The sequence below is a fragment of the Sphingobium estronivorans genome (assembly GCF_008692605.1).
Classification (GTDB): Bacteria; Pseudomonadota; Alphaproteobacteria; order Sphingomonadales; family Sphingomonadaceae; genus Sphingobium; species Sphingobium estronivorans.
The window spans coordinates 1-15,595 of sequence record NZ_LFCT01000039.1 but is presented as its reverse complement, the minus strand read 5'-3'; the positions used below and the strand labels follow the sequence as shown (position 1 = coordinate 15,595).

Genomic DNA, 15,595 nt, shown 5'->3' with positions numbered 1-15,595 from the left:
TTCACAGTATCTTGGCTATGTATTCAAGTCTTATTTTTTCGTTCAGACCAAGGTAAATTATTTGAAAATGCGGTCAAAGCCGCTCGGCCGTCATTTTCATAAGGCTCCAGAACCGCCCCTTCTGCCCATTCATTCCAGGCATTGACGAACAGAAAAGGCGTATGAAGTTGCCCCGTCTCTAGCTTTGCCGAGGTCGCAAGAGCGGCCCTGCGTGTCCAGGCCCCAAATTGCTCGGTCGTTGCGCCAACCAGAATATGGGCACGACTTTCCCGGCGCGGCGAATTATCCCAGTCTGGGCATATGCCAGGTTGTAGCTTGTCGTACATGCCCACTGCGTCCAGCGACTGTCCGCACACAGCCATGTAATATTCGAAGAAATCCTCCCGAGCGGGATTAGCGCCCTGAGGCATTTCCTCATGCCGCAGCAATTCCCTGCTTTCCTTCCTCGGCGTCCGGTGAGGCGGGAACTGCGCGATGAAATCGACCAGTTCCTCCCATTCGGGAAGGAAAGCATCGTTATAGGTGGTACCCAGACAGATCTCTATGCCCAGACGCCGCCGGACGCCTTCGCGGAACATGGCGATCGCTTCGCGGACCTGGGGCAGTTTGTTCAACTGATAGATCATGAAAACCGGCTTGCCATCCACCCGGATATAACGGCTGTCGGAGCAGGCACGAATCAGGTCGTCCATGATGAGCGACAGGGTTTTCGGCGAGTAATCCTGCTTGAGGTTCACATCGTCCGAACGGCCATCCCAAGCCCGCGTCCAGTCCTCGTTCGCCCAACAATAGAAAAAGCGCAACGGAATCGCCGCGTCCGCCAGCAAAATATCCGTCGGCTCATGCATCAAACGCTGTTCGCCGAAACGATAATAATAAACGGCCATGCCATGCAGACCGTGCAGTTCCGCCAGTTTGCCCTGCGCGTGCAAAGTCCCGGCGGCGCGTAGGTCATAATAGCCAAGGTCCCCGGGCAAGCGGGGTTGGTGGTGCCCCGGAAAGCGCGGCTTGCCCCGCACGACGTTCCGCCATTCGCTAAAGCCCGCCCCCCACAGCCGATCATTGACGGCGAAGGGATGGAATTGCGGCAGATAGAAAGCGACAGGATCAATGGTCGGCGTCATTACGGTATGGCGGGCGACCATCCGGTCAAGAAAGGCCTTCGCCTCTTTTGGCAATGCTTGTTCATGATCACCCGCCGGCATCAGCAGCAATGCCGCCAAAACAAGCCCGCAGGTTCGTTTTCGGATTTTCTCTGCGAAGAGAGTTCCCGGATTTTCCGGCAGGTCGGCCAGGAGATCATCCGCAAGGTTTCGACGAACCAAGGCGGGCAAGCTGCCCTGCTCGACTCTCAGGATGCTCGCATCGCTGTCTAGTAGGCCAGCGAAGCGACGGCAATCCGCGGCAAGGCGGCCAGACCACAGTCCTTTAGCCTCATCACAGCCGAAAAGCGGCAGTGGCAAGAAGGCGTCGACATTAGGGCGCGCCAGGGCAGCTTCTGCCAGTGCCTGCGCGGCTCCCGGCGTCATTAGCATGCCAGGGGTCAGAATTAGGACGAGATCGGACCGCAATGCCCCGACCGGGCTTTCCGTCGCCACATCGAGCGGATGACGCGACAGATGGTCCTCGACCACATCGTTTATCACCGCATTGGCTCCGGCGGCCCTGACGATGACGCACCTGCATCGCGAATCAGGCATGCTGCCCAGTCGTTGCAGTGTGCGTGCAACAGCATCGGGCATGTCCTGCGGGCCGACCAGCAGGACCACATCCAGCGTGAGAGACATCGCGGCCCTCTGCATTGGCGTCGGCGCCGCTTTGCCGGAACGAACAAAATGGGCAAGGCGCGGCATAACGTCCGAATAAGGATGTGGCCGCTGATGCAAGCCGAAATGACGTAGGCGAGGGTCGGCGCGCAGCCCGCCGCCATTGGCCGTCAGGGTTTCGATAACTACCCCTTCGCGGGCACAGGCAATCGTGAAGGCCAATGACTGTCCCGCAGCAAGATCATCAAGCGCCTCGGCGGTCTGCCGCCAGCAAGACAGCAAATCTTGCGTCTGCGTATGGCGTAGGTCAAGTACGATCAGATCCGGGTCGAGCAAGGCTTGATGCGCGGCTTCCCCGTTGGGGAGAATTTCCTTCATCCGCGCGGAAATTCCAGCTCCGGGATAGCGCTTGTCCAGCCGCTCTGTCTCCGCCTCAAGCGTAGACGCATAGAGATCATGGAAGGCCGCGCCTGCATTGCCAGCCATTAGCGCTGCAGTGATGTGCGCGGAAATATCGTCGACTACCGCAACGGCCGGATTGACCCAGACTGCAATGTCCGTGTCCGGCAGCATGTCGATCGCAGCCGGAATCCAGCCCGTCCCCTTTCCTGCGGGCAGGGGCTGCAATGACCACTGCCCCTGCTGAGCTTCTCCAACGGGCAATCCATTCTGGAAAAAGACATAGTGAGCGTCGGTAATCAATTGTTCATAGGGCAGAGGCTGCGCTGTCCTGCAGCCGCTGAACAGCGTAACCCGCAATCCGCCCGGCGCGTTGCCAAAAGGAAGGGTCGGTACCAGATCCGTGCGGAATGATTGCAACCGATCGGAACGATAGGGTTCATCATCCAGAACCATCGACGCAAGGCTGTAGGGCTTTGCCGCGCGAATCTGGCGGAATTCATAGCCCAGATGCCGACACAGGATCGAAAACAGGCGTTCGATCGCATGGGCCAGGGTTCCATCCACCTGCCCGCCCTCGGGCGCGAAATCAGAAAAGCCGATTTCCCCGGCTAACAACGGGCGCAGTACCTCGCCCCGGATTGCAAAGAAAGAGCCGGCAGGAAATGGAGTGAGATCCTTCTCCAAAAGTCGGACGCCCATTCGCGCCATCAGTTTCTGACAGGACGGGAAATTGGCGCCCCACCGAATTTGCCGTCGCGCACTGGAATGATAGACGGGAAAGACTAGCCCCAGATCCGGATCGTCGGCGAACAGATCCAGCATGCCCGTTGCATGGCCCCGCGAAGCCAGCAAGTGGTGACCCATCTGCAACGCCCAATCCCGCTTCTCGGGAGTGTGATGGCTTTTCTTCGAATGCATGTGTATCACAAGGTCATAAGGGGCAAGGCGCCTGCCAAAGCCCGCAATCATGGGGCCAATGTCTCGCCCTAAATTAGGAAAGGCCGCAGCGACGATGCGTCTTGCATTGCCGATCTCGGCAAATGCCGCCTCCGCCACGATCACCTCGGAATTACGGGAAACGCTGATGAAGAGGTCGAATGAGACCGGAATCGCATCCAGCAGGCGCCGGAAATCCAAGGCCATGTCGATGTGGAATAGATGCAGGTGAACCGCCAAGCTTCCGCCAAACCGACAGCCTACCTGCTCATCGGAGACGGGCACCGTGACGCCGGGGCCGACATGCGTGGAATTGCCGCGTCCCGCTTTCTCGAAGGACGGTTCCGGACATGGCCGAAAGGAGGGATTTGCCTGGTCGCCGATCCAAGCGTCGAATGCCGGGTTACGCAGGTTCAACTGCTTCAACGCATGCACCAGAGGGTTCTGGTTGGGCGTCGCCTGCGTATCCTGGAGGTTCAAATAAGGGCTGGGTTCATAGCCCCGCCACCAGCCACTGGTACAATAATGCGTCGCCGCATCGAGCCCCTGCGCGGCTACGTCCGGATAGCGCCGCAGATACCAGTCCGCATCGAACAGAAAGGATGACCGGACCAGCTGAACATCGCTGGAATATTGCACGGGGTCGTCAGCCTGGGCGACCAGGGATAATTTTTTCATGCCGGAACCTCGGATCTGGTCGAAAGAGGTGCTGCGACAATCAGGGGCAGCCTGGGATCAGGGGAATTCAACGTGTTATAATCCTGCCAGAGGCGTTCGACACATTGACTGCGCCGTGCCAGAAGGTGCGCCGGATCTTTCATTAGGCGCCGTAAGATGCCGGGCAATTCAGCATGCTCTTCACAAATTTCGACAAGCCCAGCCAATTTGCCGCAGCGCGCAAGGCTACCTGGCGCAGGCGCGATGACGACAGGAACGATTCCGAGCGCCATCATGTGCAGAATCTGACTGTCCCCATTAGCGGCATCATTCAAAATGATACCGATGTCCGCAGTGATATTGTCCAGCAGCCACCGGGCCCGTCGCGCATATCCCACACAATTTTCCGGCCATGGCTCGCAACTGCGCCATAGCTGTACCGAAAGCCCATCCCATTCCATGCCGATGATGCGCAGCGACACCGTCTCGTCAAACTCCAGATCCGCCAACGCCTGCGACATTGCCTGGTTCTGCCATGCCGCACCCGTGCCGCTCAGGACCAGAAGACGGGTCACGCCCTGTTCCGCCTCAATCGGGCGCGGCGATCGGTAAAGTCGCCAAAGCCTTGGGTCGAGGCGCGGCGTTATGATCGTTACGTCCTTCCGCGCCAAGGCACGGGCACTTGCCTCGCTGTCGCACCAGAGCCCAGCCAGTTCGGGAAGGAGAGACGCCATTTCCTCAGGCACCGGCGCCGAGCCCGCATCAAGAAACACCGGCAGCCCCTGTTCCATGCGAGAGACGATAGCGGCATGAATATCCGCATTCCACCGACAGCTTTCGCTAGCGATCACCAGGACATCCAGGTCCTTCTCAAGCAGATCTTCGCCCGTCTCGACGCGCAGCAAACGCAATTGCGTTGCGGCCACATCGCATGTCAGAGGCGCGACGATCCGCTCGATCGCCATGTCTAGCAATTCAGGCTTGCTCCAGCAGGCCAGCACGCCAACGCGCACACGGTGTCCCCACTCCTCTTCCGCACCAGCATCGGCAAGGGCAATGCTAGGCACGATGTAATTCCGAAGCCAGCTGTCGAAGGTCGCCGCGCGCTGGGCGAAGCCATGCTGTTGTCGCACATTTTCCGACAAACGATGTCTTTCGACCTTGTCACGGTTCATAGCGCCGCCGCTCACCGCGAGGCTGAGCTCTTCCGCCGAGGAAACTGAAATGACAGCATCCCCGAACAGAGCCTCGATCGAAGCCAGCTTGTCGCTGATTAATTGTCCACCCGCAGCCAGCACGTCGAAGACGCGGTTGGAGACATAGCCGAAATCGCGCATCGAGGTCCAATGGTCGTTCAGCACGAAGGACGCCGAACCATAAAGTGCGGCCAGCTCTTTGTTGGGCGCATTGGTGGCCCGAATCATGTCTTTGGGAAGATAGGAATCCCAGTCCTGACCAATCACGTCCAGCGGCAATCCTGCTTCCACCGCCCAGCGCACAATCTGGCGATATTCGCGCCGCGAATTGCCGATGAATATACCTTGGGAAAAGGACGGAATTGCAGCCTCCGTCTGTTCCGCGGGCGGGAAGAAGCGGCTGGCATCGGTGCTTTGCCACATGGTGTGGACTTGTCGGTGCAACAGCATTTCCAAAAGTTCCGCATAGGAACGCGAGGCGATGAACACCCCCTGATAGGCATCATATTCCTGCAGCGGCACAGTGTCAGGGTGGCTGATGCCCCAGAACAGGCTGATCTGCGTTGGCCTTGGCACATAGGCTTCCAGGCCCCGCAACACGATCGCGACATCATCAGCGCTAACCGGTTGGGCATACCATTGTCCTCGAAAATCTATGCGCACACGATGGCCAAGCGCCTCCAACGCCTCGGCAAGGGATTCAGCATAATGAAAATCTCCCCAGGCATCCCGGTCCTGATAAGGGGCGAAGATCTTGATCGCGATGTTGAAGCGTAGCTGCCCCACAACCTCCTGCAAAGTGTAGTTGAGGGCGTTCTTGTCATGGACCAACTTCCACGATACAATTGGTTCCGAGGTCGTGATCCGGTTCAGGTCTGCACTGTCCTCAATGTAGATACAGCCGATGACAGGCGCATAGAAAACCCGCACGTCACGCGTGAACCGCAGGATCAGATCCCAGTCAACCATGCGACGGAGGCCGGTGTCAAAGCCACCGAGCCGGTCGGAAACATCCCGGCGATGACAGAAAACGTTCATGTCGACATAATTCAGGGCAAGACAGGCTTCCCAATCGAAGGGCTCGCCCCGATAACCGATCAGATTGCCCTGCAGCGATTGAAGGCGGGTGGCGGCATATCCGCATGAAGCGCCGCTGTGCCTCATGCTCTGCATCATGATCCAGAGGAAATCCGGGGTCCATTCATTGTCTGAATCGAGGTAGAAAATGACCTCGCCCATGGCAGCGCGCAAACCTGTATTGCGAGCACCGCTGACGCCGCCGCGCTGCGAATGCAGGACCTTGATCCGCGGATCGTCATAGGTCGCCAACACCTCCGGCGTATGATCCGTGCTGCCATCGTCGACGATGATGAGTTCGAAATTGGCCCACGACTGCGCCAACACCGAGTTGATTGCGGTGGCGATCTTGGTCGCGCGATTATAGGTCGGCATGATGACGGACACGCGCTCGTGCGCCACATCGTCCCCGGCGCATAAATCGAGAGCCGCCACGAATCTTTCGGCCTGAGGAACATCGAAATTCTGAAACATGCGCACGGGCTCACCCGGCATGACCGTATGAAGCTGGCGGACCAGGTAACGTGCGGCAGCAGCAGCGTCGGTCCATTCACCCTGTTCGCGCGGCCTGGCCGATGCGGTGACCGCAGGATCGGTTTCAGGCCGGTCGAGATAAGCGGGCAAGATTGGCCGCCCCTCCACGCGCCCGAATTTCTCGTAATGCACCAACGGGTTTATACCAGCTTTGGCGATGTCTGGATATTTATGCAGGTAGAAGCGCGTGCTGAATCTAGGCCCTGGGTTCAACAGGTGCTTTGCGCCATGGGTCAGGTAATGCCATGCAGCATCGCGATCGCTTTCCCCCGCTTCCGGATATTGCTCGCGATACCATTGGGCGTCAAAGAGCGGGGATTGCTCCACAACCGTGATTTCGCTTCTTTTCCCCGGAGAACCAGAAGAACCTCCCCGTTTACCTCCGCCCTTTGCAGCAGCCTTCACAGAGCCGCCTTTGCTGCTTTCAAAAGCAACGACAGGGCAAACTCCTTGCTGAAAAAGAGATTTGTTCTGCGCAATAAATTCTTTTGTATTGAAATTAGGGCTAGGATCGCGCCCCAACTTCCAACCTACACGGAAATAATGCTCGGCAGCATCCATATTTGAAAAATATGCGTCAGGATATTTTTCATTATACCATTCATCATCAAACAATTCGCTATTTTTTACTATATCAACCAACTGTTTTAATGACGATTTCATGAAACAATCGACCTCATGCAAATCTGGAGGGAGGGACATCGCATAGCCCCTTGTCTTTAATGAAGTGGATTAGAGTCCCGGACATGGCAGAGCAAGATCAAACTCCGGCGGAAGCGCGCCCCCCCTAACGCACGACCTGATCGATCCGCATGGATGCTCCATATGCCCAAACATGACTGCATTCGCACAAGTCGATTAGCGTCATCTGTCTCTTGCCGGAACATGCAATTCGTGAATAAGCAGTGATGAGCAAAGCGTCCGCTACCATTTGCCTGAATGCATAGGATATTACATGAGTGACTTTCTTCTACAGATTGAAGGATATTGCCCGATCTGCGAAAAGCACACTGTATTTACGGCGAGAGATCAGTGGTATCGTGGATCCCTGAGCTGCCCGACATGCGAGAATGGCTCCGTCCCGCGCGAGCGGGCTGTTGCCTTGATCCTGAATGAGCAATTTCCTAATTGGCGCGATCTGACAATTCATGAATGTTCACCCGCTATTCGTGGCATATCAGCCAAAATTAGGCGAGAAGCAAAGAACATTACGCAAACGCATTTTTATCCAGACTTGGAGCGAGGTTCGACGGCGCGGGATTACCGCAATGAAGATCTTCAACACCTGACTTTCTCGGACAACCAGTTCGACTTGTTCATTTCTCTAGACGTGATGGAGCATATTCCCGACCCGGCAGCCGCTTTCAAAGAAATACACAGAACATTGAAGCCAGGCGGTTATATGCTCTGCGCTTGGCCGGTCAGGAAGGATCAGGTCGAGGCTATGGAACGGCGCGTCACCTTTAACAGCGATGGAACGCTAACACATCACAAACCACCGGAATATCATGGCAACCCGATAAACGGCGACGGCGCCCTGGTGACGGTGGATTATGGATATGAGGTGCATAAGAAGTTGACACACTGGGCCGGATTCGACGTGCGCGTTCATCGCTTTGCCGATCGAACCCATGGCATCTTGGGCGAATATACAGAAGTTTTCTTGGCTAGGAAGCGAACAGACTGATTTCTGATGCAGTATTTCCCTTGTGATTTCAGTTTTTTATGTCGACGACGAACAGTCGGTAACACGAAGAAATTTCCCGTCCCTAGGCTCAGGACTCGTTGATCACAGCCAGAAGAGCACGGTGGCTGCGAGAGCGAGGGCGGAGAAGAAGACGGTTGGGCAGCGGTCGTAGCGGGTTGCCACACGGCGCCAGTCTTTCAGGCGACCAAACATGATCTCGATGCGGTTTCGGCGTTTGTATCGGCGCTTGTCGTATTTGACGGGAAAAGAACGGGATTTCCGGCCCGGAATGCAAGGCGTGATGCCCTTTTGTTCGAGCGCATCCCTGAACCATTCGGCGTCATAGCCCCGGTCAGCCAGCATCCACTGCGCCTTGGGTAGATCATCGAGCAGGGCTGCCGCGCCGGTGTAATCGCTGATTTGTCCTGCCGTGATGAAGAAGCTCAAAGGGCGGCCGTTGGCATCGGTGACGGCGTGAAGCTTGGTATTCATGCCGCCCTTGGTCCGCCCGATCAGGCGGCCGAGGCCCCCTTTTTTACCCCAAGGCTGGAAGCCATGCGGTGGGCCTTGAGATAGGTAGCATCGATCATGACGGTCTGGGGATCGGCTCTCTGGGCAGACAGCCCCTCCATCATCCGGCCAAACACGCCCATCTCGCCCCACCGTTTCCAGCGGTTGTAGAGCGTCTTGTGCGGACCGTATTCCCTGGGCGCATCACGCCAGCGCAGCCCGTTGCGGTTGACGAAGATGATCCCGCTCAGCACGCGCCGGTCATCGACCCGGGGCTTGCCGTGGCTCTTGGGAAAATAGGGCGAAAGACGCGCCATCTGCTCGTCCGTCAGCCAATACAGGTCGCTCATGCTCAGTCTCCTCGCGGAGCCTGAATCACATCGCCCTCAGCCAATCAATGGGTCCTGAGCCTATGGGAACAACCCCGAGCGAATTTGCGTGCTTGCTTGGTAATTCAGCCTCCTTATCTCAAAGATTAAAATACCTTCCCGCTGGCATGTTCAGCAGCCAGACATGGAGATCATTGAACATGGGCAGGTATAAACGCAGGATACATAGAAGGCGGATCACATGAAGCAGCAACGCCAAAAAACGATCGGTACCGGGCTCATCTGCTTGGCCGCAGTCGGCGCTCTGGGCACGATCCCCTCCTTTCTGGCGGGCGCCAGCGCCAGCACCGCGAGCGCCCCTGCCTGCGAAATCGTTGAACAACAACGGCATGGCAATGAAAAGATTTTCGAAGTCGGCAAGATATGGTCAGGCGTGCGAACCATGATCGGAGCGGCCGAGCCCGTGAGGGGGCAATTATGGGTGGCCTATTATGATGCTGACAGATGGATCACGCTGGCCAGCGTCGATGCTGGCAGCGGACGGCTATGCCGGACGCGCTTGAAAAGCCGGTTCACTGGATGGGACGGCCATAACAATCTGGCCATGGCGGTTGCACCCGACGGATCGATCCATATAGCAGGCAACGCGCATGCTACCCCGCTTTTCTATGCACGAACGCAGGGCAGGAATATGGCATCTGTCCAAGAAACACCCCTTATCGGCCGCGACGAAGGCGTAGCGACCTATCCAACCTTTCTCAAGGACGCCCGGGGCCGACTTGTCTTCCTTTACCGGTCGGGCGGATCGGGTGACGGGAGATGGATCGCCAACCGCTGGGCCAAAGGCCGGTGGCAACGCCTTGGCTCCGCCTTTTCAGACGTCGACCAGGCCGGATTGCATCTCAGCGCCTACCCCTCACCTTTCACGGCAGACCGGAATGGCGTGAACCATGTCGCCATAGTCTGGCGCCGAACCCCCGACGTCGCCACGAATTTCGCGGTCGGATATGCCAGAACAGCCGACTTCCAGTTCTGGTCTGGCGCGAAAGGACCTGTTCTGATGGGGCCGGTGCGCCCGGATCAGATCGACATCGTCGATCAGCCGGGAGAGAAATCCGGCCTTCTCAATTCCGCTAAACTGCTGATGTCGACAGACGGCAAGCCGGTCATATTCTACACCCGATATGGATCGCGCAACACCGATGCGCTGATGGCGGCGCGCAAGACAGCGACAGGATGGAACATCAAGGAAATCGCTACTTCCGATCATCGCACCTCGATAGAAGGCGAAGGCTCCCTGCCCGGAGCGCCGACATTTTCCGTGTCGCCTAGCGGCAATATCGCCAATGTCTCTGTTGCCTTTCCTAAAGAGCCAAGCCGCTCGTTCCAGCTGGAACTTACGACACTCTCAGTCGTGAAGCCAGGGACCTCCCCCACGGCCTCTGCCCCTGCACTTGCCCCTCAGGTTGAGAAGCCCCTCCTCTCCGCACCTTCGGGACTGGCGAATGCGTCGGTTCGCAGTCAGCCTGTCACGGCATCGGGCTTTGACGGGCACTGGACCAGCCGGTTGATCTGGTATGCACAAAGCCTCAACAGGGATCATGCTTGGACCTGCACGCCCCAATTTCCGCAGGCATGCAGTCCGCCTCCGTCTCCTTTACTCTGGGCTGTTCCGTCTAGTGCCCACGTGCCGCGCCGCTAGCGAGTACGCCCCTCCTTCATGCCGTGCAGGACATAGTGGCGGACGGGATCCATGCCCGCTGCCGCGATATCGGGATAGCGCTCGACATAGCCCTTTGCATCGAAGAGATTCATGCGCCGCAAACGTTCATGCTGACGCCGCAATCGCCATGCTTTCGGCATCAGGTTCCACCAGTGGGGCTGGCTGTCCAAGGCAGAATAAAGCTGGAGCAGCCACGAACGCTGGTCCTTCGCGGCAGAGCTGTCATCCTCGGCCGTCTTGAGCAATTTTGCCAATGTGGCCAACTCCCGGAAACGCGCCTCGATATTCGATTTGGCGGCCTGGAGATCAGCCTTCACCCTCGACATTTCTGCCTGACATGCAGCCAGTGCAGTACGGCTTTCCGTCAGTTCCACCATCGCCCTTTGACGATCAGCCTGCGCCGAGCCAGCTTTCTGTTTCAGGGCTTCCAAGTCTTCCTCCGCTTCAGACATATCGAACATCTCTCACCAATCCAGGTCGAAAATAGCAGCGATAATCGCGTTACTTGCAGTGTCCATATTTATTCACGCGCCTTTCGTGCGCGCAAAGATCTTACCACTCGACGCCAGAGCGAGATGTGTCGCGCGTTAGCCTGCAGCGTGGGCGGAGGCAGCACCTCCTCATCCAAATAGCGGTTCCGGCGAAGCTGCCCATCGTCAACCGAAACCAAATTACGCAGATGGAGCCGCCCTAGTGCTTCATCGGAAAAAGCAGGCGTGTAATAGATGCAGTCGTCAAAATAATAATGCGTCACCTGCGACCAACGGGTCAGGCGCGGATTGGCCTGCCGGCTGCCGCCGTGCAACAGGTTCGCGCACCAGATCAGAGCCTGTCCCTTGCGCGCGAGAAAGGTTTCTGCCTGCGACCCATAAACGTCGCACAGTGCGCGCCAGGCCGGACCATAGGGATCTTGCGCCGAATTCAGTTCGCTGCTGTAGCCGCGGCGCCCGATCAGCGCATTTGTCATGATCGGCCAGCGGTGCGAACCGGGGTGATAGAATAGCGGCCCTGCATCCGGGGCGATGTCTTCCATCGCCAGCCACACGCCGCACATGAACCTTTCGGGCAGGCTGGAAAAATGCACCGAATCTGAATGGGCCTCCTGCTGCGTGCCCACCGGGAAGTTCAGCGTCTGGAAGGGAAAGGCCCGACGACCGTAAAGCTTGCTGAGCAGGTCCAGCACAGCCTGGTTCGCGGCGATCGAGCGGACATCCTCATCGAACGTCCACGCATCCTGGATACGGCGTTCACCTCTCGTCTTGTCGCTTTCTAGGTCGTTAAAATCGATCCTGTAATGGGGCGCCAAGTTGTGCTTAATCCGATCGATCCGGGCGTCAAGATCGGCATCCGGAAAGTCAAAGACCGCATAGCCATTTTCATGAAGGCTGGTTGCGATCCGTTCTTCCTCGGCAATCATTTCTTGCGCGGTCCGAAGCATAGGAAATAATGGGGATTCTACCAGAGGAACTCCGGGTAATGGGTTGATCACACTTTTAACGCCTTTCCGAGAAACTTATTGTGCGACAACTGGTGCAATCATCGTAGCCCAGGCGGCCAAAGCCTATGCTTGATAAAATCGGTAATCATGCGGGCCGCACGTCGTTTCCCTCTCGCGCCACGACTGACATCTTTTAGGATATCGAACATATCGTGCCTTACTGTGCTGCGATCATCGAGGCCGCGATATATCTGCCAAAATGTTTCAACCCCGATCGCATGCGGCATGTGCCACACGCCGTGATAACCAAAGCTTGCCTTGACATCGCCGGCACGCTCGGCCGCGAATATGTCAGCAACGCTTCGTGGAGCAAAGCGCATTCCCTCTCCCTCCAGCCATTTACGGTTTTCCCGTCCAATCGCAACATCTTCCGGATGGAAGGATCGAAACAGCGGGTTTCGGCAAGCGTCCATCAATCGCCGGCTGCGAAGAGAAAAGCCGCCGTTGCCGACATCATGCCCGTCAACAAACTGCGGCCAACTTGCTCCAATATAATCGTAATCCAGAAATTCTTTACGCCATCGTCCCGCATCTATGACATGGCCGTCCCACTGCACCACTAAGCAATATGGAGTTTCAATATGATCTACCATATGTGCCAAAAGGAAATTCGAATAGGCCGCCGAGGAATTGAGACGCGCGATCGGCTCGACCGAAATCGCGGGATGCGTCGGCTTTACGAACGCGTCGGTAAACAGCTTGCAGGCGCCAAAATCGGCCTGCTCTAGACTTGCCGTCAGAGCGCGCAGCGTCGCTTGCACATTTACTGAGGTTGCCGCACATAATGTCACTTGCGGCAGCACAAGACGGCGATGGCCTCTTGGAAATAGGGCGGGTTTGGTCAAACGCTACAGTCTCAACAAAAAGGATTCGCTTGCTCGGCTCAACTCAGGATGATGAAATGGATCAACCACTTCATCTGTCTTCCAAAGCCTTTTGAGCGCAGCCAGTTCTCCAGCAAAGCGAGCGGCTCCAACAGGATCGCGGTCAAAGCCACGCGAAACCGATTCATGATGGATCAGCGTCGCGCGCGGCTCATATAGCGATTGCCAGCCTCGCTGATTCAAACGCATACACAAATCCACGTCGTTGAACGCGACCGGGAAATTGCGTTCATCGAGGCCACCCACGGCAAAAAACCGATCTCGCTGTACGACAAGGCAAGCTGCCGTCACGGCAGAGGTGAATTGCGGCAAGGCGTGACGGCGAAAATACCCCTCCTCGTCGGGATCAAGGAAACGATGGCAGTGGCCCGCCGCGTTGCCCATACCGATAACGACCCCAGCGTGCTGGATCCGTCCATCAGGATAGAGTAGGCGTGCGCCCACGGCGCCGACATCGTCCCTTATGGCTTGTGTCGCCATCGTCGTCAGCCACTTCGGTTCGATTACCTCAATATCATTATTGAGTAGGCATAATAGCTGCCCCCTTGCCTCTCCCGCCGCGCGATTATTGATTGCCGAGTAATTGAAAATCCCCTTATGGCGCAAGACGCGATGGCTTCTCGGATCAAGCCGGTTCAGGAAAGACAGTGTTTCTGGATCGTCGCTGTCATTGTCGACCACAATAACCTCGACATGAGGATAATCCGTGCTCGCGATGCCTGACAGACAGGTGGCCAGAAGGTCTACACGATTGCGCGTCGGTACGATGATTGTGACGGGTGGCGGATTTCTCGACATCCGTTCCAGCATTGCCGGCACTTTCGGGAGGGGGCGTGCCCGCCGATGGTGTAACATTTGTCTAAGATGAAAGGGCTTTCCTTCCTCCACCCTGCGTGCGACTAGGTTTTTGACCCACTCATCGGCTTGGGAGGCCTGCTCCATCTCCTCAAATGAGGTCCGAAAGATGCAGGCCCCCGAAAGATAGTCGAAATGTTGAAATAACTCGCTGTTCCAGTCAGGTTTAAAATGCGGAGCCGTGCGTCGACCTACCTTATTCAGCAGATCATCATCAGCATAGATAATGGTGGATTTTGATTGGGACATGCGGGCTCGATACGCTTTTGCCGTTCCCGGCGCGATCCTGTCTCCCGCGCTTAACGGCATAAGCCACGGATTGCTGCACCAGTCAATTTTCCTTGCTGCTTCGATTAAGGTCGGCAGGCCGCCTGTTCCGAATACCAAAGCCGGCACCTCTTCTGCCGATAGGTTCTGTAAAGTTTGCGTCAGTGCTTCCTGCGCTGCACTGGCATCAACAAGCGCCAGTATCACCGGCTCTACAAATTCATCGCCCGCGACCATCTCAACGCCTTGTTCCCGCAAAATCCACAGATCGTAAATTCTGCGAGAATGTTTGAATAGTTCCGCGAATTGACCTCGCGAACGCAGCCGCTTACGCCGCAATCGCCACCACAGAGCGGTCAAATAAGCGCGCGGATCGGCGCAGAAGGCGTCACTGTGAACAGACAGGGTCAGCCAAAAACCGAGTGCCTTTTCGGGATAGGGGTTTTTCCGGTTCAATCGCATGGGCGGCGGGGATAGCCGATTAGGAACAGCATATAAAGAAAAAGGGGAGTTTCCTCTCCACCGGTCCAGCGCAATTTCCGGATCAACCCAACACCTGAAGCCCAGCGAGGTATCACGATGCCATCGAAATATTTCGCTTCGAACATCCCATCGCAATCCTGTTGGGACGTGAATCGGGCAGCCGCCATAAACAGCCTGGCCCGGACCAGATTGTCGCCCAAGGCATCAGGATCAATACCGCACATGGCACTGGCATATCTCTCACATTGTTTATGCCGCCCTTTTTGGTGCGGATTCGGTCCAAGGCAATCTCCATAAATTGATGATCCCATTCGCGTCGCCGCGCTCAGTCGTGCGCTTGGGGCAGGTCCACCTTGATCGCCCTCTGAAATTCTTCATCCGTGGCGTGACGAAACTTCCATTCATAATTCGGCGGCGTGTGCCGCGCGGTAAATCACCTTCCCCGTCGACCTATCAATAAAAAATATCTAAATCACAGACATGGGGGAAGCATCAGCCTTAGCGCAAAGCTCAGAGCCATTCAGCTACAATGACTCCGCCGCGTTGCCGGACAGGAGATGCAGCGTCCGATCTGTTGCACCGGGGTGGGTATGGTCCATTCTTGCCGCTTGGCTTGGTGGCAGCCAGCTGCTGCTTTGGCGTTTTCTCGATACCGCGCCCGCCTGGGCCTACATCCTCGGTGGATTGATCGTCGGCGGGCTCTGCCTCTTCACCGTCAAGATCACGAAGGATAGCCACAGATACGAATATCAACTATCCGAGGGATTAGCGCGTAGACTCATTACGCGGCG

The 15,595-nt window shown here is 56.8% G+C and carries 10 protein-coding genes; 2 read left to right on the top strand and 8 right to left on the bottom strand.

Translation table 11 applies throughout. The features are described 5' to 3' along the window. Window positions 1–23: 23 nt before the first annotated feature. Window positions 24–3,782, bottom strand: coding sequence for a glycoside hydrolase family 99-like domain-containing protein (locus F7P65_RS20795; RefSeq protein WP_150295298.1), 3,759 nt, complete (start codon window positions 3,780–3,782; stop codon window positions 24–26). Then, complete coding sequence (locus F7P65_RS20790; RefSeq protein ID WP_150295297.1) at window positions 3,779–7,270, bottom strand: glycosyltransferase; 3,492 nt, start codon at window positions 7,268–7,270, stop codon at window positions 3,779–3,781. The genes F7P65_RS20795 and F7P65_RS20790 overlap by 4 nt, the downstream gene beginning before the upstream one ends. Before the next feature lie 253 nt (window positions 7,271–7,523). Here F7P65_RS20790 and F7P65_RS20785 point away from each other — a divergent pair, with 253 nt between their 5' ends. Further along, window positions 7,524–8,255 (top strand): class I SAM-dependent methyltransferase, encoded by a 732-nt coding sequence (locus F7P65_RS20785; protein ID WP_150295295.1) that lies wholly within the window; start codon window positions 7,524–7,526, stop codon window positions 8,253–8,255. Window positions 8,256–8,357: 102 nt separating this feature from the next. Here the strand turns inward: F7P65_RS20785 and F7P65_RS20780 are convergent. After that, window positions 8,358–9,115 (bottom strand): IS5 family transposase gene (locus F7P65_RS20780; RefSeq protein ID WP_150295292.1). Its coding sequence is split into 2 segments (ribosomal slippage): window positions 8,358–8,794 and window positions 8,794–9,115, totalling 759 coding nucleotides; the frame shifts between segments, so codons are not numbered across the junction. 220 nt (window positions 9,116–9,335) lie between these two features. On the opposite strand from F7P65_RS20780, the gene F7P65_RS20775 reads away from it, so the two are divergent. Then, the gene (locus F7P65_RS20775; RefSeq protein WP_150295290.1) at window positions 9,336–10,796 is read left to right on the top strand and encodes a BNR repeat-containing protein; all 1,461 of its coding nucleotides are present in this window, start codon (window positions 9,336–9,338) and stop codon (window positions 10,794–10,796) included. Here the strand turns inward: F7P65_RS20775 and F7P65_RS20770 are convergent. Genes F7P65_RS20770 through F7P65_RS20750 form a run of 5 tightly spaced genes read right to left on the bottom strand, consistent with a single transcriptional unit; the run spans window position 10,793 to window position 15,115 of the window. After that, a complete protein-coding gene (locus tag F7P65_RS20770) occupies window positions 10,793–11,278 on the bottom strand; it encodes a hypothetical protein (protein ID WP_150295287.1) in 486 nt (161 codons plus the stop codon). The two genes, F7P65_RS20775 and F7P65_RS20770, sit on opposite strands and share 4 nt — an antisense overlap. Window positions 11,279–11,337: 59 nt before the next feature. Beyond that, window positions 11,338–12,306 (bottom strand): phytanoyl-CoA dioxygenase family protein, encoded by a 969-nt coding sequence (locus F7P65_RS20765; protein WP_240334424.1) that lies wholly within the window; start codon window positions 12,304–12,306, stop codon window positions 11,338–11,340. A 47-nt stretch (window positions 12,307–12,353) separates the two neighbouring features. Continuing rightward, entirely contained in the window at window positions 12,354–13,160 is an 807-nt protein-coding gene (locus F7P65_RS20760) for a DUF5672 family protein (RefSeq protein WP_240334423.1), read from the bottom strand. A gap of 3 nt (window positions 13,161–13,163) precedes the next feature. After that, complete coding sequence (locus tag F7P65_RS20755) at window positions 13,164–14,783, bottom strand: glycosyltransferase family 2 protein (protein WP_150295284.1); 1,620 nt, start codon at window positions 14,781–14,783, stop codon at window positions 13,164–13,166. Then, a complete protein-coding gene (locus F7P65_RS20750) occupies window positions 14,774–15,115 on the bottom strand; it encodes a hypothetical protein (protein ID WP_162854737.1) in 342 nt (113 codons plus the stop codon). The genes F7P65_RS20755 and F7P65_RS20750 overlap by 10 nt, the downstream gene beginning before the upstream one ends. Window positions 15,116–15,595: the final 480 nt, after the last annotated feature.

Excerpts from the sequence above, each read along its gene's own strand:
- F7P65_RS20775 (WP_150295290.1), top strand. The coding sequence starts at position 9,336 with ATGAAGCAGCAACGCCAAAAAACGATCGGTACCGGGCTCATCTGCTTG.
- F7P65_RS20790 (WP_150295297.1), bottom strand. The coding sequence starts at position 7,270 with ATGTCCCTCCCTCCAGATTTGCATGAGGTCGATTGTTTCATGAAATCG.
- F7P65_RS20785 (WP_150295295.1), top strand. The coding sequence starts at position 7,524 with ATGAGTGACTTTCTTCTACAGATTGAAGGATATTGCCCGATCTGCGAA.
- F7P65_RS20795 (WP_150295298.1), bottom strand. The coding sequence starts at position 3,782 with ATGAAAAAATTATCCCTGGTCGCCCAGGCTGACGACCCCGTGCAATAT.
- F7P65_RS20750 (WP_162854737.1), bottom strand. The coding sequence starts at position 15,115 with ATGGGATCATCAATTTATGGAGATTGCCTTGGACCGAATCCGCACCAA.
- F7P65_RS20770 (WP_150295287.1), bottom strand. The coding sequence starts at position 11,278 with ATGTTCGATATGTCTGAAGCGGAGGAAGACTTGGAAGCCCTGAAACAG.
- F7P65_RS20755 (WP_150295284.1), bottom strand. The coding sequence starts at position 14,783 with ATGCGATTGAACCGGAAAAACCCCTATCCCGAAAAGGCACTCGGTTTT.